The sequence below is a fragment of the bacterium genome, assembly GCA_026129405.1.
In the GTDB taxonomy this organism is placed as follows: Bacteria; Desulfobacterota; Binatia; order DP-6; family DP-6; genus JAHCID01.
Window position 1 is genome coordinate 147,440 of sequence record JAHCID010000009.1, and the last position, 21,106, is coordinate 168,545.

Sequence of the window (21,106 nt, forward strand, 5' to 3'; positions counted from 1 at the left end):
CCCGCTGTCAATCGAGGCGAAGAGAAGGGCATGGGGACACGCGCCGTCTGTCTGGGATTCCCACGCATCGGTCGGAACCGCGAGCTGAAGCGCGCGCTCGAGGCGCACTGGGCGGGACGGTCACCGGCCGGCGCGCTCGCGCAGACGGCAGCGGCGCTGCGCCGCGACGCCTGGAGGACGATGCACGCGGCCGGCCTCGATCGCGTCCCGTGCAACGACTTCTCGTTCTACGACCACGTCCTCGACACGGCGCTGCTGCTCGGTGCCGTCCCGACCCGTTACCGAGCCGGCACCGAGCCGCTCGCACCCTACTTCGCGATGGCCCGCGGCCACCAGTCCGACGGCGGCCCCGACCTGCCCGCGCTGGAGATGACGAAGTGGTTCGACACCAACTACCACTACCTCGTCCCCGAGTTGGACGCCGGCCAGACCTTCCGCCTCGATGCGACGAAGATCCTCGCCGAGATCGACGAGGCCCAGGCCCTCGGGATCGACGCCTCCCCCGTCGTCCTCGGCCCGGTGACCTTCCTGCGCCTGGCGAAGGCTGCCGGCGGCCACCCGGGCGAGGGCACGCTCCACCTCCTGCCCGCGCTCGTGCCGGTCTACGCGGAGCTGCTCGCGCTGCTGGCGTCACGTGGCGTGGCGTGGGTCCAGCTCGACGAGCCGGCGCTCGTCCTCGACCTGGACGCGACCTGGCGGCGAAAGGCCGGCCAGGCCCTCGCCCGGCTCGCTGCGGGCGTGCGCCCGCGCGTCGTGCTCGCGACCTACTTCGGCGACCTCGGCGAGCAGCTGCCGATCGCGCTCGCGGCGGGGTTCGACGCCGTCCACCTGGACCTGGTGACGGCACCCGAGCAGCTCGACGCCGCGCTCGACGTGCTGCCGCCCGCGACGGCGCTCTCGCTCGGCGTGGTCGACGGCCGCAACGTCTGGCGCACGGATCTCGACCGTGCGCATGCCGTCGTGCACCGGGTGGTACGACGGCTGGGTGCCGCCCGCGTCGAGGTGGCTCCGTCGTGCTCGCTCCTGCACGTTCCCATGGACCTCGACCTCGAGCCCGGACTCGACGCCCAGCTCTCGACCTGGCTCGCGTTCGCCGTGCAGAAGCTGGACGAGGTCCGGGCCCTCGCCGACGCCGCGACCACGCCCGCACCGGTCTCCGCGGCGTTCGAGGCGGCGCGCGCGGCCCTCGCCGCACGTCGCGCCTCGGACCGGACCCACGACCCCGCCGTGCGCAGGCGCCTCGCAAGCGTCGACGAGACGATGCTCGCGCGGGCGGAGCCGTTTTTGGCGCGCGCGAAGCGACACGAGACCCGCTTCCGCCTGCCGCTGCTGCCCACGACCACGATCGGCTCGTTTCCGCAGACGAGCGCCGTGCGTGCGGCGCGTGCCGACTGGCGCGCCGGCCGCCTGGACGACGACGGCTACCGCGAGCACCTGCGCACCGAGACGCGGCGCTGCGTGGAGCGCCAGGAGTCGCTGGGACTCGACGTCCTCGTCCATGGCGAGTTCGAGCGTCCCGACATGGTCGAGTACTTCGGCGAGCGCCTCGCCGGCTTCGCGCATACGCGCCACGGCTGGGTCCAGAGCTACGGCTCCCGCTGCGTGAAACCCCCGATCCTCTGGGGCGACGTGTCGCGCCCCGCACCGATGACCGTCGAATGGTCCACCTACGCCCAGCGCCTCACGGCGCTTCCCCTGAAGGGCATGCTCACCGGCCCGGTCACCATCCTGCAATGGTCGTTCGTGCGTGACGACCAGGCGCGGAGCACGACCTGCCGGCAGATCGCGCTGGCGCTGCGCGACGAGGTCGCGGACCTGGAAGCGGCCGGCCTCGCCATGATCCAGATCGACGAGCCGGCACTCCGCGAAGGCCTGCCGCTGCGCCGCGCGGACTGGCCGGCATATCTTCGCTGGGCCGTCGACGCGTTCCGGCTCGCGACCGCGGGCGCTCATCCCGACACGCAGATCCACACCCACATGTGCTACGCGGAGTTCGGCGACGTGCTCGAGGCGATCGCCGCCATGGACGCCGACGTGATCTCCATCGAAACGTCGCGCTCGGCGATGGCGCTGCTCGACGACTTCGCGCGCTTCCGCTACCCGAACGCGGTCGGGCCCGGCGTGTACGACATCCACTCGCCGCGTGTTCCGACGACCCACGACGTCGAGGTGCTGCTCGATCGCGCGCTCCGCGTCGTACCCTCGGAGCGCCTTTGGGTGAACCCCGACTGCGGGCTGAAGACCAGGGCCTGGCCGGAGGTCGAGGCGGCGCTCGCGCGCATGGTGGAGGCGGCTCGCCGCGTACGCAGCCGGATCGTGACCGAACGCGTGCGCGCCGGGCTGAAGCGCGCGCCCGCACGGCGGGATCGCGCCTGACGCGACCCGTGGCCCTGCACTCGCCCGTGAGGTCCCTGCCGCTACGGCGCGCTCCATCGCACCGGGCGCGCCGCCACGCCACCCGTTGCGCCGGGCGCCCGTTCGGCACACACGAGGCGCATGGAGCCCACGCCGTCGCGTTCCATCTCGGGGTTCGTCCCCGCGCTCGGGTTCGATCTCCTGACGCCGCTCTACGACCCGCTCCTGCGGCTGACGCTGCGGGAGGACGAGATCAAGCGGCGCCTCCTCGCGCAGGCGCGCATCGCCGCCGGCATGACGGTCCTCGACTTCGGGTGCGGGACCGGCACCCTCGCCCTGCTCGTGAAGCAGACGCATCCGGACGCGCACGTGGTGGGCATCGACGTCGACCCCCGCGTCCTCGCCATCGCGCGCACCAAGCTCGAGGCGGCCGGCGTCGACGTCGAGCTGCGCTGCGGGCGCATCGAGGACGCGGGGCTCGCACCCGGCAGCGTCGACCGCGTGCTGACGAGCCTGGTCCTCCATCATCTCACGGAAGACGAGAAGCTGAGTGCCCTGGCGGCGCTCCATCGCGCGCTCGGGGAGCGCGGCGAGCTGCACGTCGCCGACTTCGGGCGGCCGCACACCCTCGCCATGCAGGTCGTCTCGCACCTGCTCCAGTGGGTCGACGGCGCGGACCGGGTCGGGGCGAACTTCGCGGGGCGCCTGCCGGAGCTGGTGGGACGCGCCGGCTTCACCGCCGTCGAGGAGCGCGGCATGGTGACGACGCTGTTCGGAACCCTCGCCTTCCTCGCGGCCCGACGCTGAGGGGGGCGCCGCCCGCGCTCACCCGCCGGGGCAGAAGGTGCGCACGTGGCCGTGCAGGAGGCGGACGTCGGGCGCGGACAGCTCGGGGAAGGCCGGCATGTCGCCGGCGCCCTCCGGCACCTGCTCCAGGAAGGTGGCGAGACCGATGCAGCGGATCGGGGGACCTGCGACGCCGCGCGCATCGCCGCCTCCCGCACCCGTCGTCCCGTGGCAGCCGGCGCAGTTCGCCAGGAAGAGATCCGCGCCGCGGGCGGCGCCGCTCTCGTCGCACCAGGTCGCGAGCCGTGCCTCGACGGCCGCCAGGTCGGCGGCCGGGAGCACGGCGGCGGAGAACGCCGGCATGTCGCCGCGGCCGGCGCGCACGGGCGCTTCCACGTGCACCGCGCAACGCACGTTCGGGCCGAGCGTCGTGCCGCGGCCGTCGGCGCCGTGACACGACGCGCAGCGGGCCGTGTAGGCATCCGCCGGCGGCGCACCGCATCCGCCCGCGGCCACGCGGGTCGCCCAGGCGAGCAGGATCGCCGCCTCGTCCCCGCCCGCGGCCAGCGCACGGCCGCCGCCGTGCGGCAGCGCAGCGAGCGGCTTCAGCACCAGCCGCGACTGCGCCGGCTCCGCGGCGTCCACCTGGGTCGCGACGCGGCCCTGCGTCGCGGCGACGTCTCCCGGGTCGACGAGGAGCGCCGTCCCGCCCGCCTGCCCGCCTGCGACGTGACAGGCGGCGCACACCGGCACGAGCACGCGCGCCATGACCTGCTCCGCGAAGTAGGGATCGTCGCACGGTGCGCCGGGCGGCCCCACCGCCGGGCGGCGGACGAGGGCGAGACGGCCGCGCACGCGCCGCCGTCCCTGCGCGAGGCGCAGGCGGCCCACGAGCCCATCCCCGCGGCCCCGTCCCGTCCACACCAGCCGAACGCCGTCCGCGCGCTGCGATGACAGGCCGCACACGCCACGCCGCGCGGGCGCCAGCGCGCAGGCGGCGGCAGCCGATCTCGTCGCGGCAACCGTACCGGACCTCTACCGCCACGCCGGCCGCCGCGCTCGCCGCCGCACGGCGCGGCGAGAACGTGCCGTCCCAGGCGCCGGCCGGGTCGACGGCGGCGCGTGCCGGCGCGGCGCCCGTGAGGACCCACAGCAGCGCGGCGCCCAGCGCGAGCGTGCAGGTCCGGGGCTCCACCCGTCCCTCCTACGTCACGTGGTGCGCGCGTGCACCGCGCCAAACGGTCGCACCCCGCGCCTGCAGCGCATCTGCGGGGCACGACCCGCCATCCGTCACTCGACGTACGGAAATTCGATTGACCGCGCCGCGCGCGTCGACGAATCCTCCCCCGCCGTGCACCCCGCGAACCCGTGTCCGTCCCGGGCCCGGCGCCCGCGTGCCGCGATCGCCTCGCTGCTCGTGCTCGCCGCGCTCGTCCGCCCTGCGACCGCCGCCACCGTCGTCGACCTCGGGGCCTTCATCCCCATCGGCATCAACGCCCACGGCGGCGTCGTCGGCGACGTCGTCGGCCGCGACGACGACGACGCGCCGGGACACGCCGCCATGTGGGCGAACGGCACCCTCACGCCGCTGCCCGAGCGTCCCGGCACGCAGCTGAGCGACGCGCTCGCGATCGGCGACGGCGGCCGCATCGTCGGCCTCGAGTACGTCGACGGCAACAACGTGCACGCCGTGTACTGGGACGGCGCCACGACGCCGGTGCAGATCGGCCCGCCCAGCACCGGCTTCGACTTCAGCCAGGCGACCGACGTCGACGCCGCCGGCAACGTCGTCGGCGGCACGTCGCTCGACGACGGTCCGCCCCACTACCTCGGCTTCTACCGGCCCGCGGGCGGCGGTCCGCTCGTCCTCGTGGGCGCCGGCAACCTGCCGCCCGGCGCGGGCAGCGCGCGCGTCGGCGCGATCAGCGGCGACGGCACGACCATGCTCGGCGAGATCACCGGCGCGGGCGCCGCCGACGGCTACTATCTCTGGTCGACCGCCGCCCCCGCCGCCGCGGGCGTCAAGCTCGACTTGACGCCCGACCGCAGCCCGTTCGCGCTCTTCGGCGGCTCGGTCTACAGCCCGCTGCTGGTCCAGAACACGCTCGCACGCGACGGCGCCGTCTTCGGCTACAAGGGCAGCGGCCAGAGCCGGACCTGGTTCCTGCGCACGAAGGACGGCACGCAGACGCCGATCGTCGGGCTCACCGCCCACAACGCCATCAACGCCAAGCACGTCGTCGTCGGCACCATCGCCACCGGCAACGCGCTCGATCCGGTGCGGGCCGGGATGTGGGATCCGACCACGAAGACGGTGACCGACCTGAACACGCTCCTGCCCGCGGGCTCGGGCTGGACGCTCTACGTGGCGACGGCGATCTCCGACACCGGCGACGTCGTCGGCATCGGCGGACACGACGAGCGGCAGGCCGGCTTCCTCCTCCGCGCGCCCGCGCTGACGGCGCGGGCCGAGGCGACGCCGTCGCGTGCGAAGGTCGCGCCGGACGACGTCAACGCCGTGATCACGGTGACGGTGACGCTCGCGAACTCCACCGCGCAGGCGCTCGCCGGCGTCGGCCCCGCCGGCGCTCCGACCGTCTCGGGCACCGGCGCCGTCGATCCGATCGACGGACCCGTCCCGCCCGCGCTCGACCTCGGGCCCGACCAGAGCGGCACCCTCACCTGGCGCTTCAAGCCGACGAAGGCCGGCACGGTGACCTTCCAGTTCCCGGGCTTCGCGAACGCGTCCGGGGCGGTCACCAACGACGAGGGCGCGATCACCACGAGCGAGGTCCGCATCGTCGACCTCGGCGTCGAGGTGACGGTGACGCCGAACCCGCTGCCGAACGACAGCACGCGCGCCTCGTTCGCGGTGCTGCGCATCAAGGTGACCGACTCGAAGGGTGCCGCGATCGTCGGCCAGCGCGTGCGCTTCAAGGTGCCGCGCTACGTCGGGCCGCAGCGCGACCAGACGCCGAGGCTGCTCGTCTGCGACGCCGCCGGCGGGCGCGTCTTCCCGCCCGGCGACAGCGCCGTGCTCGACGTCGTGCGCGTCGCTCCGACCGACGGCAGCGGCGAGATCGTCTACGGCCTCTGGCTCGGTACCGACCGCACGCAGCCGGCCTCGACGCAGCTGCTCGTCCTGGCCGAGGCCATCGACGACGCCGACGCGCTCCTCGGCGACGGCAGCGCGTTCGTGACGCTCGGCAGCCCTGCGATCGGCTCGCCGCCCGGACCGACGCTGGGCCTCGCGCTCGACCAGCGCCAGACCGAGGAGCTGCCCGCGTCGCAGCGCACGTCCACCCAGGGCGTCACCGGCCGCGGCACACCGGCGAAGGTCGTCCAGTCGCTCGTGCGCTGGCTCGAGAGCAAGCGCGAGCAGGGCCTGGCCGACCTCCAGAACGTCGACTGGGCGCCGATCACCACGCAGGACGGCAGCCAGGCCGCGGTCGTGTTCTTCGCCCGCGGCGACGGCCGGCGCATGGGCGACTACCTCGCGGGCACGACGCCCGACGCGCCCGCCGGCGCCGTGCTGCCCATCGAGGTCGCACCGCTCGGCACCGGCAGCCACGAGGTGTACTGGGGATCGAACCTCGTGCCGCTCGCACAGTGGGAGACGACGCGTCCGCTCGCCGTCACGCGCAACGAGAACCCCACGCTGCCGGTGCGCGGCCGTCCGGTCGCGGCGACGAGCCTCGTCACCAGCGACGCGAGCGCGTTCTTCGGCTACCCGTACCCGACGGTGTCGCCGACGGGCCCCTACTCCGGCAGCTGCCTGCCCGCCATGCACGGCGTCGGCGTCGACGTGCACTCCCCGATCACCCTGCTCGTGCGGGACGCGCAGGGCGCCGGCGTCGGCTTCGACGCGGCCGGCGTCTACGTGAACGACGCCGAGGGCGCCGCGTACTCCGCCGGCGAGCCGTCGCAGTGGCTGCTGTCGCCGGGCAGCTACACCACCGACGTCACCGGCACGGGCGCAGGCCCGGCGACGATCGTCATGACCTCGACGAGCGGCGGCGCCGTCGGCGCGAAGACGATCACGCTGCGCGCCAAGCCGGGCAGGACCGGCACGCTCACCTTCGACGACGGCCTGGCGAAGCCGACGGGCACCTTCGCCCGGCGCAAGCTGAAGGCGAAGGACGGCGTGCCGATCGAGATCACCGGCACGAAGAAGCGCGTGAAGCTGCGCCGCGGCGACGCGCTGACGCTCGCCGTGCAGGACGTCTTCGGCCTGCCGGTCCAGGGCGCCCGCGTGCGCGCGACCGGCAAGGGCTTCGACGCCAGCACCATCACCGCGACGGACGGAACCGCGGCGTTGCCGCTGCTGCTGGCGAAGTCGACGAAGCTGACGCTCGAGGTGTCGGGCCCGGGCCTGCGGACGAAGAAGCAGAAGGTCGCGGTGAAGCTGGCGAAGCCGTAGCGCCGCCCCGCCCCGGCATGAGGGGTCCGCGCCGGCGTGGACGGCGGCGCGACCCCCGCCGATCGCGCCGCCGTCCGAGCACGACGCCGAGCCCGAGGGTGCCGCCGATCCACGCGAGCTCGAGCCCCGACCCGTCGCCGCTCGCGTGCTGCTCCAGCGCGTCGACGTGCACCGCCGACAGCCGCACTTCACCCGCCCCGGCGAAGAACACCCGGGTCTCGACCAGCGCGACGTCCGGCAGCGTGAACTCGACCGCGATCGGCCGCCCCGCCCCGAGCGCGCCGGCCCGCACCTCGGCCGCCGCATGCACGACGTGCCCCTGGTCGCTGGCGACGTCGACCGTCGCCACGACGGCGTCGTCCGGCAGACCCGCGCCGCCGGCGAGATCGAACCTCGCACGATAGCGCCCCTCGTGCAGCGGGAGGTAGGGACCGAACGCGAGCCAGCCGGCGGCGTCCTCGCCGGCCGCGGCGCGCGCCACCGCGGTGCCGTCGGCCTGCGGCGCGAGGCGCCCGGTCGTGCGGGGCAGATCGGCGGCGGCGACGGCGAAGCCGCGCGGCGCCCGCACGAAGCCCGGCCAGAGGTCGCCGAGCGCGCGCGCCACGGGCAGCGCGGAGCGCGTCGGGCTCGCCGGATAGAGCGCCTCCGGCTCGCGCAGGGCGGCGACGACCATCGCCGCCGACAGGAGCGCGAGCGGCGCCAGGACAAAGCGCAGCCCGGGGCGGAGGCGCAGCGCGGCGCCCAGCGGCATCGCGAGGAAGGGCACCGCCACGAGCAGGAGCCGGCCCGGATAGCTCCACCCCGGCGCGATGTGCTCGCTGGCGCTCAGCGGGAGCGCATAGAGCGCGAGCGCCGCGCACGCCCACCACGCGGCGACCTCGCCCCGGCGCAGCAGCATCACGAAGCCGAGGAGCCCGATCCACAGCGCGGGCGACACGGGAAGCCAGCCGGTGCCGGGCCCGAGCACGGACGCGGTGACGTTCTGCCGGAAGTGCTCCAGCGCGGGCGCGAACGACGCCCCGTACACCGCCGCGAACGGCGCGGCGGGCGACGCGCTGCCGTAGAGCATCCGGAACGTCGCGAGCAGCGCCAGCATCGACGCGCCGGGGATCGCGCCGACCGCCGCCGCCGTACGGGCGCCCTGCGACCGCCACGCGCACACGAGGAGCGCGAGCCCGAGGACCGCCGCCGGGCCGGTGTAGCGCACGTGCAGCCAGGGCAGCACCGCCACCGCGACCGCCGCGACGGCGAGCGCACCGGGGCGCGGCGCCGGCGCGAGCAGGCGCCGCAGGGCGATCGCCATCGCCAGGGCGCCGGGCAGCTCCGGATAGACCTGGTTCGCGTAGACGATCATGGGCAGCGTCAGGAAGGTCGCGGCCCAGGCGATCGCGCGCAGCCTCGCGTGCGCCGCCAGGACGAGACGCAGGATCGCCGCGATCTCGGCCGCCAGCCAGGCGGCGAGCACCACGAGCAGCAGGCGCACGCCCGCGAGCCCGCCGCCGGCCCACAGCACCGGCGCCAGCAGCAGCGGCAGGCCGTGGCCGTGGGTCGACAGCAGCGGCCCGCCGGGGCGGAAGCGATGCGCGTGGGTCCCGGGCTCGACGCCCGCGAGCGACGCGTCGAGGGTGCCGATGTCGGAGACGCCGTAGTCGTCGGCGAGGTCGAGGTCGCCGTCGTGCGCCAGGCTCCAGGCGACGACGAGATAGTGCACCTCGTCGCCCGTCGGCACGGGTCGGACGACGAGCCAGCACGCCAGGTACGCGACCAGCGCGAGCGCGAACGCCGCCGCGACCTCGCGTGCCGGCCGGGTCTTCATGCCGCCGGCTCGACTCGCGCGCGCCCGCGCCCTAGGGTCCCCCCGTCCCCATGCCGACCTTCGACGCCGACGGCCTCCGTACCCGCTACCGCGCCGAGCGCGACAAGCGCCTGCGCCCCGACGGCAACGACCAGTACGTCGAGATGGCGAACGCCTTCGCCCACTACCTCGACGACCCGTACTGCGCCCCCATCGCGCGCGCGCCGCTCCACGACGACGTCCACGTCCTCGTGGTCGGCGGCGGCTTCGGCGGGCTCCTCGTCGCCGCGCGGCTGCGCGAGGCGGGCCTCGACGACCTCCGGCTCGTCGAGAAGGGCGGCGACGTCGGCGGCACCTGGTACTGGAACCGCTACCCGGGCGCCGCCTGCGACGTCGAGTCGTACGTCTACCTGCCGCTGCTCGAGGAGGTCGGCTACGTCCCGAGGGAGAAGTACGCGCGCGCGCCGGAGATCCTGGAGCACGGCCGCTCGATCGCGCGGCACTACGGCCTCTACGAGCGGGCCCTGCTCCAGACCGAGGTGACCGCGCTGCGCTGGGACGAGGCGGCGCGGCGCTGGCACGTCGAGACCAGCCGCGGCGACCGCCTGCGGGCACGCTTCGTGGTCATGGCGAACGGGCCGCTGCACCGCCCGAAGCTGCCCGGCATCCCCGGCATCGAGACGTTCGCCGGGCACGCCTTCCACACCAGCCGCTGGGACTACGCCTATACCGGCGGCACGAGCGACGGCGGGCTCGACCGCCTGCGCGACCAGGTCGTCGGCGTGATCGGCACCGGCGCCACCGCGGTGCAGTGCGTCCCACACCTCGGCGCGGCGGCGAAGCATCTCTACGTCTTCCAGCGCACGCCGTCGTCGATCGACGTGCGCGGCAACCGCCCCACCGATCCGGCCTGGGCGGCGGGCCTCGGGCCGGGGTGGCAACGCCGGCGCATGGAGAACTTCAACAACCTGGTGTCGGGCATCCCCGAAGCCGAGGACCTCGTCAACGACGGCTGGACCGACATCATCGGCAACCTGCTGGCGCAGCTCCGCAGCGACGCGGGCGCCGGTACGCGCAGCATCGCCGAGAACCTGGAGCTCGCCGACTTCGAGAAGATGGAGCAGATCCGCGCCCGCGTGGACGCGCTCGTCGCAGACCCCGCGACGGCCGCGGCGCTGAAGCCCTGGTACCGCCAGTTCTGCAAACGGCCCTGCTTCCACGACGAGTACCTGCAGACGTTCAACCGCCCGAACGTCACGCTCGTCGACACCGCCGGCAAGGGCGTCGAGCGCATCACGCCGGCCGGCGTCGTCGTGGCGGGACGGGAGTACGCGCTCGACGGCCTCGTCTACGCCACCGGCTTCGAGGTGGGGACCGACTACGCGCGCCGCGCCGGCTACGAGGTGCATGGACGCGACGGCCTCCCGCTCACCGAGAAATGGCGCGACGGGGCGGCGACCTTCCACGGCTTCCACACCCGCGGCTTCCCGAACTGCTTCATCGTGAGCCTCGTGCAGTCCGGGTTCTCCGTGAACATCCCCCACGTGCTGGACGAGCAGGCGAAACACCTCGCCCATATCCTGGCGGCCGCCCGCGACCGCGGCGCGACGCGCATCGAGGCGAGCCAGCAGGCCGAGGACGACTGGGTGCAGACCATCGTCGCGCTGGCGCAGATGAACCTCCAGTTCCTCGAGAGCTGCACGCCCGGCTACTACAACAACGAAGGCCGGCCGGCCGAGCGCGGCGCGCGCAACGGCTTCTACGGCGGCGGGTCGCCGGCGTTCTTCCGCGTCCTGCGGGACTGGCGCGAGCGCGGCGACCTCGGCGGGCTCGAGCTCGACTGACGGACCAGCCGCGACGCGCTGGGGGGGGGGCGGGGGCGCGGCTGCGCCGGCCGCCTCAGCCCTCGGGGGCCGCGCCGGCGCGGCGCCCGAGGAGGAAGCCGCGGATGCGCCGCGAGAGGTGCGCGACTTTGCGCCCGGCCGCGCGCCGCTCCGCCTGCCGTTCGCTGGCGCGCTCGCGCGCCGCCATGAGCGCGGCGAGGTCGTCGACGATGCCGGGCCGCGCCGCGACGACGGCGCGGAACGCGTCCGTGCCGATCTCGTAGACGATCGCCTCGTCGACGGAGCGTACCGTGCTGCCGCGCGGCTCGCCCGTCAGCAGGGACATCTCACCGAAGACCGCACCGCGCGCGAGCGTGCCCACCGGCAGGTCGACGCCGTCGGGCTGGCGGCGCAGGACCTCGAGGCTGCCGTCGGCGAGCACGAAGAGCGACGAGCCCGGCCGCCCCTGCACGATGATCCGCTCCACCGGCCCGAGGGCGATGGGACGCACGCGCGTCGCGAGCGCGTCCCGCTCCGCGTCGGTGAGCGGCGCGAAGATGGGCGAGGTGGCGAGCAGCGCGGCGATCTGGCGGTGCGACACCTGGAACTCGGGCGGCGCATCCGCGCCGACGTCGAGCGCCTCGCCGTAGCCGTCGCGGCGCTGGAGACGGCGCTGGCGCGCGGGCGCGGCGTCCATCAAGGCGAGGAGCAGGCTCACGTCGGCGGGCACGCATTCGGCGCCGGTGTAGTCCATGAGCCCGCGCCGCTTCGCCCACGCAGCCACGGCGTTCATCGAGGCGCGATACTGGGTGCAGGCCGAGGCGTAGAGCCCGTCCTGGTCGCCGAGCGCCCCGCCGCCCTCGCCAGGCACGCTGCGCAGGCCGAGCGCGTCGAGCCGGCCCTGGCGGTGCCAGAGGAGGAAGTCGCGCACCTTGCCGTTCAGCAGGCGCAGCTCGGGAAAGGCGGTCTCGGTCTTGCGCAGGACGGCGCGCTCGGCGTCGCGGTAGACGCGGTGCCAGGTTTCCTGTGCGTTGTGCTCGTTCGGTCCCGCGAGCTCGATCGCGCGCTTCAGGTCCTCGTGGTGGGCGTGCAGGAAGGCGAGCGTGGTCGCCCGCTTCACCATGAGATTGCGCAGCGAGACGCCGCCGCGCGTATCCGCGGCCGCCGCCAGCGCGATCTTGCGGCGCGCCCACACCGCGCGCCAGGCCTGCGCGTCGACCGCCGCGCGCAGCGGCGCGAGCACCGGGCTCGTCTCCCACGCACGCCGCTCGGCGGGCGTCAGCAGATCGCCGACGTCGTCGCGCACGGCCTCGACGATGCCGAGCACGGTGAGGATCTCGAGGTATAGACCGACGCGCAGCAGCCAGCGCGGATCCGTCAGGTTGCGCCGGCCGTGCACGAGGTCGCCGACCAGCGCGCGCGTATGGAGGTCGGCCCGGTCCGAGGCGATGGCGAGGACGGGAAACCAGGGATGGTGCGCGACCTCGAGCGTCGCGCGCTGCGCGGCACGTCGCTGCGCCTCCACGTCCGGCCCGACGACGCGCTCGAGCACGCGGCGATAGAGGGATCCGAGCCGGCGGGCGTCGCACACGTCGACGACGGCCTCGCAGGCCGCGAACGGCACGCCGGCGCGCGTCAGCCGGATCGTCACGCGCAGCTCCTGGAGGAAGCGATGGCCGAAGGTGAACGGATCGGCGCCGTCGGTCGCGGTGGCGCGGACGACGGGGTCGACGTCGTCCCACGCCCAGCCCGTGCCCGGCAGGAGCGCCTCGGCCGGCGGGATCGCGACCACGAGCGTCGCGCCGGCGGCCTCCGCCAGCGGCAGCGGGCGCAGGGAGTGGCCGTCCGCGGCGAAGACGAGGGGATCGAGCGGACGATGCTCCCAGCCCGGCAGCGGCATCCCGCTCGTGCCGGGGCCGGTGAAGGCGAGCGTCAGGTCGATCCCGACGCCGTCCGGCGCCCGGGTCACCTGCTCGTCGAGACGCCAGAGGACGTGGACGACGTTGTCGGCCCCGCCGTCGGACGTGAGGAGGCCGGCGTTGGCGCTCGAGCCCAGCCCGGGGTGCGTCGCCTCGTCGCGCGGCCGGCGGCCGGTCACGAACGGAACGACGTGGCAGGCCGGCGCCTGTGCCCCGCCGTCGGCCAGCTCGAGCGCGAGGCGCGCCACGACCTCCCGCTTCGCCTCCTCGGACAGGCCGCGGACCCGGGTGCCGAGGAGCCGGCGGAGCTGCTCGAGGAACTCGGTTTCTCTCAGCATGGCGCTCGGCGTCGCCGGCGAGGTCTACGCCCGTCACGATCCCCACTTCAAATCGCCGGCGGCGACGCCCCGACGTTGCCCACCGGCGCACCCCGAACGGCGCCGTCCCGACCCCCGCCCGAGCCCGGAGTGAATTTTGATTGACCCCAGGCAAGACGCGTCCCTATGGTGCTGCCCGCGTCGCCGCAGCTCGGCGCGGCCGGTCGCTGATGCCACGCTCGCCTCGCCTCGTGCTCCTCGTCGTGCTGCTCGCCGCGGCCCACGGGGCACACGCCGCCTGCAATCTCATCCCGAGCGCGAGCAAGACGTTCCGCGGCACGCTCGGCGACCTCAACCGTCCGTTCGCCGCGCCGGGCGACTTCGTCGAGATCGGCGTCAGCCCGGCCCGCTGCGGCGGCGCGTCCCCCGGCTTCGACGCCGACCCGTCCGCGCACATCGTCACCGTCGTGTTCGAGCCGCCCGCGGGCGGCGCACGCCACGTCGCCTTCGTGACCACGCTCGACTGCGCCGCCCCCGGCATCCAGGCGAAGCGGACGGCGTGCGAGGCCACGGTCGGGGCGGGTCGCGTCGCGTGCGTGCAGGCCGGCGGTCTGGCGCCACGGACGAACCTCGCCGTCGTCGAGCGCAACGGCGAGCGCCGCCTGAGCTTCCGCTTCCCCGACACCGACGCGCTCTTCGCCCCCGCCTTCGACGACCGCACCGCCACCGGCCCGGCGACGATCGCCGTCACGCCGACGTCGAGCCCGCTACCGTGCGAGCTCGCCACCACCACCTGCGCGAATCGGCCCGGGCTCCTCGCCTGCATCGACGCCTTCTTCGCCGTCGACGGCTCGTGCGGGTCGACGCCCGCCGCCGTCTTCCCCGGCTTCACGGCGTTGCCGCGGCCGAACGACTTCCAGGCGACGTGCTTCGTCGACGCCCCGCCCTGCACCGCGCTCGCCACCGAGGCGCAGCTCGCCGTCGACGCCGCGGGCAACCTCCTGCTGCCCGTCCACTGGTCCGGCGTCCTCATCCGCCAGAACGACGTGCCGGTCCCGCGCCTCGTCCGCGCCACGATCAAGTCGCCGCTGCCCTTCCCGGTCCCGGACGCCGCCTTCCTCGCCTCGTACACGCCCGAGGGCGCGCGTCTGCCGCCCATCTTCGAGCCGCAGTCCGATCCGTCGATCGCCGACCCCGACGTCGTGACCCTCTTCGGATCGGCCGACGCGTCGTACACCATCCTGCGCTTCGCCCGGCGCGCCGGACGCTGCGCCGGCGGCCCCAGCGCCGGCGCCGCGTGCAGCATCGATCGCGACTGCCCCGGCGGCACCTGCCCCACCACCTGCGTCGGCGGTGCGACCCCGGACGCACCCTGCGCGGTCGACGCCGAATGCGCGGGCGGCCGCTGCGGAGCCCTGTTCGAGGACTTCCGTCCGGCCGCCGCGTACGGCGGCCCGCTGCCCATCCGCCGCCAGGCGTCGGGCTCGTGCCTGCTGCCGCCGCACGCCGGCTGTGCCGGACCGGGAGACTGCCCGACGCCGGGCGACCGCTGCATCGGGGCCGGCATCTGCCAGCTGGCGCCGCACGGCCCGTGCGCCGCCGGGCCGGACTGCCCGGGGCCGGGCAACCCCTGCGTCAGCTACGCCCTCGAGGCGACCACGGCGATCCCGCTCGAGAGCCTGAGCGCCGGCAGCGCGGCGGTGTTCGCCTTCACGATCGAAGAGTCGACGCGGCTGAGCGACGAGTCCGGCGACGGCGACAGCGTCGACTCGGTGGTGACGCTGCGCGACCGCACCACCGGTCGCACCCAGGCGATGGGCGCGCCCGCCGGCTGCACCGGCGTCGCCGCCGACGCCGAGGGCCGTGCGGTCGTGCGCATCAGCGATCCGCCGTTCACCTATCCCGCCGTCGAGACCGAGGGCGATCTGGTGGCGTTCCTCGAGTCGGAGGCGGCCGGCGGCTACTGCGACCAGAGCGGCGACGACGACCGCCGCGATGCCATCCTGCGCGTCTTCGCGCTCGGCGGCGGCGAGCGCACGGCGACGCTGGTGCCGCCGCACGTCGCCGACGCCGGGCTGCGTGTGAACGGCCGCGCACTCGCGATCTCGAACGGGCGCGTGTTCTACCGTCGCCCGGAGCGCGGCCCCGCCCCCAACGTCACCACGCGCGCGAGCGTCGGTCCGGGCGGCGTCGAGGCGAACCAGGACGTCTTCCCCTACGACACCGGGCCGTACCTCGACCTGTCCACGGACGGACGCTTCGTGCTGTTCCAGAGCGCCGCCTCGAACCTCGTCCCGGACGACACCAACGGCATCGCCGACGCCTTCGTGCACGACCGCGTGACGGGCGTCACCGAGCGGGTGAGCCTGACGGCCGCCGGCACGCAGCTGCTCTTCTCGAGCGTGCTGGGAGCGGCCATCTCCGGCGACGGCCGCTACGTGGCCTTCGGCACCATGGACTTCTCGGTCGTCCCCGGCGACGGCAACGGCGACGGCGACGTCTTCGTGCGCGATCGCCTGCTCGGCACCACCGAGCGCGTCAGCCTGAGCTCCGCCGGCACCGAAGGCACCGGCGGCGACCCGTTCCTCGTCAGCTGCGACGTGATCGACATCTCCGACGACGGCCGCTTCGTGCTCTTCTACGCGGACTATCCCGATCTCGTCCCGAACGACACCAACGACGCCTACGACCTGTTCGTGCGCGACCGGCTCGCCGGCACCACCGAGCGCGTGAACGTGCGCGACGACGGCAGCGAGACCGAGGGCACGTTCTTCGGCGCGATGTCGGCCGACGGCCGCTACGTGGTCTTCGCCTCCGACGATGCGGCCATCGTCCCCGGCGACAGCGGCTGGTGGCGGGACGTCTTCGTGCGCGACCGCGTCGCGCAGCGCACGGAGCGCGTCAGCGTCACCACCCGCGGTGAGGAGGGCTTCGGGTTCTCCGGGTTCCTAGGCTCGCTCGCAATCTCGGCCGACGGGCGCATCGTCGTCTTCGGCAGCGAGGCCGCGCTCGTACCGAGCGACTCGAACTTTGCGATCGACCTCTACGCCCGCGACCGGGCGAGGGGCGTCACCGAGCTCGTCAGCGCCGCGACCGGCCGTCGCCTGCTGCCCTCGGGCGTGCCGGCGTACGGCGGCTTCGGCGCGACGGCGTCGATCTCGGGCGACGGACGCTTCGTCGGCTTCGACGCCCCCGACGCCGCGGCCGCGGTCCCCGGCGACGCCAACGGCTTCCAGGACGCGTTCGTCTACGACCGCCTCACCGGCACCACCGAGCGCGTCAGCGCCGCCCCGGGCGGCGTCTCCGGCACCGGCGGCCACGCGTTCGCGCCGCGCCTCTCGTACGACGGCGGCACGGTGGCCTTCCGCAGCGGCGCCGGCGACCTCGTCGCCGGCGATACGCTGGGGCACGTCGACGCCTTCGTGCGCAGCACCACGTCCGACCTCGGGCTCGAGCTCTTCGCCGACGGCGCGCTCGACGACACGGTCCTCGCGGTCTTCGACGCCGCGGCGCAGACGTCGACGACGCTCTGCCCCGCCGACCAGGTGGCCGTCGCCGACGGCCGAGCCGCGTTCCTCCGCCCCGAATCGGCCGCCGGCACCCCCGATTGCCCCGGCGGCTCGCTGAACCCGGCCGCCGACGCCGACACCGACGACGCGGTGGTGCAGCTCTGGCCGGGCGCCGGGCCGGTCGTGAACCTCGGCCTCGCGGCCACGCGGGTCGCGCTCTCGGCGTCGCACCTGGCCGCGCTCGCCGACGAAGCCGGCCAGGGCGGTACGGTGCTGAACGGCGACGGCGACGCGAACGACACGGTCGTCCACGTCCGTGCACTCGGCGCGGGCGCCTGGACCAACGTCGGCGAGGCGGCCGACGACCTCGCCGTCTGCGGCACGCTCGTCCCGTTCATCACCCCCGAGTGGGCGCAGGGCGCCGACCGCAACGGCGACGGCGACCAGGAGGACCGCATCCTCCAGATCTGGGACACCGCCGGAGCGGGTACCCTCCTCGACACGCAGCTCGGTGCTGCGGAGTTCGTGTGCGGTGAGACGCTGCTCGCGTTCCGCTCGCCCGAATCCGCCGGCGGCACCGACCGCAACGGCGACGGCGACACCGCCGACGACGTCCTCGTCGTGTGGGACATGCAGGCGGGCACGCTGCACGAGACCGGTCAGGCCGTGGTGCCGTGCACGCTCGCCGAGTGCGACCCGCGCCAGCCCTATCGCGTGCTGCCGCGCTCCGTGAAGTTCCTCACGCTCGAGGCCGACCAGGGGCCGAGCGACCTCAACGGCGACGGCGACACGCTCGACCTGGTGATCCAGGTCTTCGACCTCGACAGCGGGCGCACCACGGTCATCGGCACGGTGCACGACGGCGTCGATCCGTTCGCCGGCGGCGCCACCGGCGGCACGAGCAGCGCGACCGTCTACGTGTCGTCCGGCCGCTGCGCCGAGCCCGTCGCCGGCGTCTGCTCCGACGACGCCGACTGCCCGCCGACGACGTTCTGCCACGCCGGCAGCGCCTGCATGCGCGAGACGGGCGTCTGCGCCAGCGACGCCGACTGCCCACCGGACAGCCACTGCCTGCAGAGCGGCATCGTCCCCGCGAGCCCGGACAGCGACGGCGACGGCGTCCCCGACCACCTCGACAACTGTCCCGACACCGGCCCGGCCGATCAGACCGACTCCGACGGCGACGGCGTCGGCGATCTCTGCGACGTCAGGTTCTGCGGCAACGGCACGCGCGAGAGCGCCGAGGCCTGCGACGGTGCCGACGACGCGGCGTGCCCGGGCGCCTGCACGCCCGACTGCACCTGCTGCCCGGCGGCGGGCGACCCCAAGGCGGTGGTGAAGGTCTCGACGGCGAAAGAGGCCGGCCTCCTGAGCCTCAAGGTGTCGCTCCCGCTCGACGCCTACACCGACGCGCCGGTCGGCGTCCGCTTCCTCGACGCCGACACCGATCCGATCGCCGTCGCCGCCGTCGGCGCCCTGCCGCCCAAGGGTCGCAAGGGCACGCAATGGTCCTACAAGGTGAAGACGCCCGGGCTCCAGCAGGTGACGCTCGTCGCCGGCGGCAAGAAGACCCCCGGCCGCTTCAAGCTGGTCGCCAAGGCCAAGCGCTGGTTCACCGCCGCGGCGGCGGACCAGCCGGCGGCCGCGTCGGAGGTGCGGATCACGATCGGTGATCGCTGCTTCCGGCAGGTGGTGACGAAGAAGCCGAGGTGACGGCGGCGCGGAGGGCACGGCGGATGCCCCGGCTGACTGTCCGGCTCCCGCGGGGCGGGCGACGAGCTGGATCGTCTAGGCACGAACGCGAGGCATGATAGCTTCGCGCCCCATGCACCGTCTCGTCCCCGCCCTGCTGCTCCTCGCCTTCGCCGTCCCGGCCGTCGCGCTCGCGAAGCCGCAATGCAAGGTGAAGCGGGAGACCTGCCCCGAGGCGAAGGAGCGCTGCATCGCCACCAGCACGCGTGTCCTCGAGTGCAGGCCGGGGAAAGAGAAGCGCTGCCGCAGGATCGCGGGCCGCGCCTGCACGCGGCAGATCAAGAAGTGCTGCCGCAAGAACCCGCTCGAGACCTGCTGCGGGGCGGGCACGTTCGGCGGCACGCCGACGACGACGATCGGCGGCGGCGTCACCACCACGACCACCACGAGCGGCAGCACGACGACGACCATCGCCGACGGCGCGCCGTGCAGCAGCAGCCTCGATTGCGCGGGCTTCGCCTGCTGCAACCTGGCGAAGGGGCAGTGCTGCACGCTCGGCAGCGGCAGCGCGGCGTGCTCGGGCGCCACCGTGCCGCCGGTCCTCGCCGGCAGCGCCGGCTGCACCAGCAACGACGGCATCGACTTCCCGCCCACGCCGGCGCAGTGCGGTCCGACCCGGCCGGCGCAGTGCCCGCCCGAGGCCGTCTCGCCCGTCGGCTACCAGTGCCACATCTGCGGCGACGGCAAGATCATGCAGACGCTCTACGACACGGTGACGGGGCAGCGGACCTCGTATCCGTGATCGACGCCGGCCGCCGGCCGGCGTCTCCTCGGCTCGGCCCCGCTCAGGCCGGCTTCGTCCCCGGCACCCCCGCCTCGACGACCCACGACGCGGCGGTCTGCGCGGCCGCGTTCGGATCGAGGATCGACTCGACGGTGCGGTAGTCCGAGCGCCACAGGCCCGGCGTCACGGTGCAGCGGACGTACCCGTGCTTGCGGCCGTCGAAGTAGTAGATGTGGGGGTTCTTGCTGTTCGGGCCGAGGTTCGCCTCGATGAGATCGACGAACACCGCGGGGAAGTCGGAGGTGATCGAGGAGGTGACGAACTCCGCTGCCACCGCCGGCGACGCGGGGTCGAGGAAGTCCTGCTTCAGATCGGCCGCCCAGGCGGAGTGGATGTCGCCGGTGAGGACGATCGGGTTCGCGGCCTTGCCCCGCGCCAGGAAGTCGAGGAGGCGCTGGCGCTGGGCCTGGTAGCCGTCCCAGGCGTCCATGTTGAAGACCGGCACCGACGACCCGAAGGCGTCGGCGAGATCGCCGCGCATCATCATCACCTGCTGCGCGAGGACGTTCCACGTGGCGCGCGACCGCTCGAGGCCGCGCAGGAGGAACTTCTCCTGACGGGCCCCGAGGAAGGTGCCGTCCGGCGAGGAGTCGCCCGGGCAGGTCGGCGCGATGTCGAGCGACGGCGCGTCGCAGGGCTGATCGGTGCGGTACTGGCGGCCGTCGAGCATGAAGATGCGCGCCAGCGGACCGAAGTCGAGCTGGCGGTACAGCGTCATGCCGTTCTTCTTCGGGCGCGCCGACGGCCGCAGCGGCATGTGCTCCCAGTAGGCGCGGTACGCCGCCGCGCGCCGCGCGGCCCACGCCTTCGCCTCGATCCCCGTCTCGGAGAACGGGCCGGCGTAGTTGTTCTGCACCTCGTGGTCGTCCCACGTGACCAGGAAGGGAAAGCGCGCGTGCGCCTCCTGGAGCTGGGGATCGAGCTTGTAGAGCGCGTGGCGCTGCCGATAGTCGGCCAGGGTCTGCGTCTCGCCGCCGACGTGCTGGCGCACCGCGGTCGCATTCGCGCCGTACTCGTAGATGTAGTCGCCGACGTGGACGACCAGGTCGAGGTCCTGCTCGGCGATGTCGCGATACGCGGCGAAGTAGCCGTTCTGGTAGTCCTGGCAGGACACGAGCGCGAAGCGCAGCTGCCCCGGGGCGGCGTTGCGCGCCGGCATGGTGCGGGTGCGGCCCACGCGGCTCGTCTCGCCCTCGGCGATGAAGCGGTAGAAATACCACGTGTCGGGCCGCAGGCCGGCCGGGATGGCGTGTACCGCGTAGCCGCCGGCCGCGGTCGCGAGCACCTTCCCCTTGCGCACGACGCGCGTGAAGCTCTCGTCGAGCGCGACCTCCCAGCGCACCGGGACGCGGGCGGCGGTCATGCCGCCGTTCTCGGCGAGCGGGTCGCGCCCGAGCCGCGTCCACAGGACGACGGAGCGCATCGCCGGGTCGCCGGACGCGACCCCGAGCGCGAACAACGAGCCGGTGCCGGCGAAGGCGCGCGGGCCGGGCAGCCAGCCGAGGCCCGCGAGCGCCGAGGCGGCGGCGGAGGCGCGCAGGAAGCCGCGACGCGAGACGGGACGCGTGAGGGCGAGGCGGGAGACGGCATCGAGGGTCGACATCGCGAGCGGGGATACCCGAGCGCGCCGCGCCGTCGCAATGGCT

At 74.5% G+C, this 21,106-nt stretch carries 9 protein-coding genes; 6 read left to right on the forward strand and 3 right to left on the reverse strand.

Going from position 1 to position 21,106, the window contains the following annotated elements; translation table 11 throughout:
- Nucleotides 1-30: 30 nt before the first annotated feature.
- Both metE and KIT14_23405 read left to right on the forward strand, forming a co-directional pair.
- Nucleotides 31-2,376, forward strand: a complete 2,346-nt coding sequence (gene metE, locus KIT14_23400) for a 5-methyltetrahydropteroyltriglutamate--homocysteine S-methyltransferase (GenBank protein ID MCW5893472.1) — start codon at nt 31-33, stop codon at nt 2,374-2,376.
- A gap of 120 nt (nt 2,377-2,496) precedes the next feature.
- The gene (locus tag KIT14_23405; GenBank protein ID MCW5893473.1) at nt 2,497-3,162 is read left to right on the forward strand and encodes a class I SAM-dependent methyltransferase; all 666 of its coding nucleotides are present in this window, start codon (nt 2,497-2,499) and stop codon (nt 3,160-3,162) included.
- An 18-nt stretch (nt 3,163-3,180) separates the two neighbouring features.
- Here KIT14_23405 and KIT14_23410 read toward each other — a convergent pair whose 3' ends face one another.
- Nucleotides 3,181-4,032 (reverse strand): c-type cytochrome, encoded by an 852-nt coding sequence (locus tag KIT14_23410; protein ID MCW5893474.1) that lies wholly within the window; start codon nt 4,030-4,032, stop codon nt 3,181-3,183.
- A 460-nt stretch (nt 4,033-4,492) separates the two neighbouring features.
- Here KIT14_23410 and KIT14_23415 point away from each other — a divergent pair, with 460 nt between their 5' ends.
- A complete protein-coding gene (locus KIT14_23415; protein MCW5893475.1) occupies nt 4,493-7,561 on the forward strand; it encodes a hypothetical protein in 3,069 nt (1,022 codons plus the stop codon).
- A 1,866-nt stretch (nt 7,562-9,427) separates the two neighbouring features.
- Complete coding sequence (locus KIT14_23420; protein MCW5893476.1) at nt 9,428-11,200, forward strand: NAD(P)/FAD-dependent oxidoreductase; 1,773 nt, start codon at nt 9,428-9,430, stop codon at nt 11,198-11,200.
- Between the two features lie 55 nt (nt 11,201-11,255).
- Here the strand turns inward: KIT14_23420 and KIT14_23425 are convergent, their stop codons facing one another.
- Nucleotides 11,256-13,436, reverse strand: coding sequence for a cyclic nucleotide-binding domain-containing protein (locus tag KIT14_23425; protein MCW5893477.1), 2,181 nt, complete (start codon nt 13,434-13,436; stop codon nt 11,256-11,258).
- Nucleotides 13,437-13,645: 209 nt separating this feature from the next.
- Here KIT14_23425 and KIT14_23430 point away from each other — a divergent pair, with 209 nt between their 5' ends.
- On the forward strand, nt 13,646-18,637 hold the full coding sequence (locus KIT14_23430) for a hypothetical protein (GenBank protein ID MCW5893478.1): 4,992 nt from the start codon (nt 13,646-13,648) through the stop codon (nt 18,635-18,637).
- 112 nt (nt 18,638-18,749) lie between these two features.
- The gene (locus tag KIT14_23435) at nt 18,750-19,418 is read left to right on the forward strand and encodes a hypothetical protein (GenBank protein ID MCW5893479.1); all 669 of its coding nucleotides are present in this window, start codon (nt 18,750-18,752) and stop codon (nt 19,416-19,418) included.
- Between the two features lie 43 nt (nt 19,419-19,461).
- Here KIT14_23435 and KIT14_23440 read toward each other — a convergent pair whose 3' ends face one another.
- Complete coding sequence (locus KIT14_23440) at nt 19,462-21,063, reverse strand: alkaline phosphatase D family protein (protein ID MCW5893480.1); 1,602 nt, start codon at nt 21,061-21,063, stop codon at nt 19,462-19,464.
- Nucleotides 21,064-21,106: the final 43 nt, after the last annotated feature.

What these genes read in the sequence shown, in the direction of transcription:
- KIT14_23420 (MCW5893476.1), top strand. Translation starts at nt 9,428, where the DNA reads ATGCCGACCTTCGACGCCGACGGCCTCCGTACCCGCTACCGCGCCGAG.
- KIT14_23435 (MCW5893479.1), top strand. Translation starts at nt 18,750, where the DNA reads ATGCACCGTCTCGTCCCCGCCCTGCTGCTCCTCGCCTTCGCCGTCCCG.
- KIT14_23440 (MCW5893480.1), bottom strand. Translation starts at nt 21,063, where the DNA reads ATGTCGACCCTCGATGCCGTCTCCCGCCTCGCCCTCACGCGTCCCGTC.
- KIT14_23405 (MCW5893473.1), top strand. Translation starts at nt 2,497, where the DNA reads ATGGAGCCCACGCCGTCGCGTTCCATCTCGGGGTTCGTCCCCGCGCTC.
- KIT14_23425 (MCW5893477.1), bottom strand. Translation starts at nt 13,436, where the DNA reads ATGCTGAGAGAAACCGAGTTCCTCGAGCAGCTCCGCCGGCTCCTCGGC.
- KIT14_23430 (MCW5893478.1), top strand. Translation starts at nt 13,646, where the DNA reads ATGCCACGCTCGCCTCGCCTCGTGCTCCTCGTCGTGCTGCTCGCCGCG.
- metE (MCW5893472.1), top strand. Translation starts at nt 31, where the DNA reads ATGGGGACACGCGCCGTCTGTCTGGGATTCCCACGCATCGGTCGGAAC.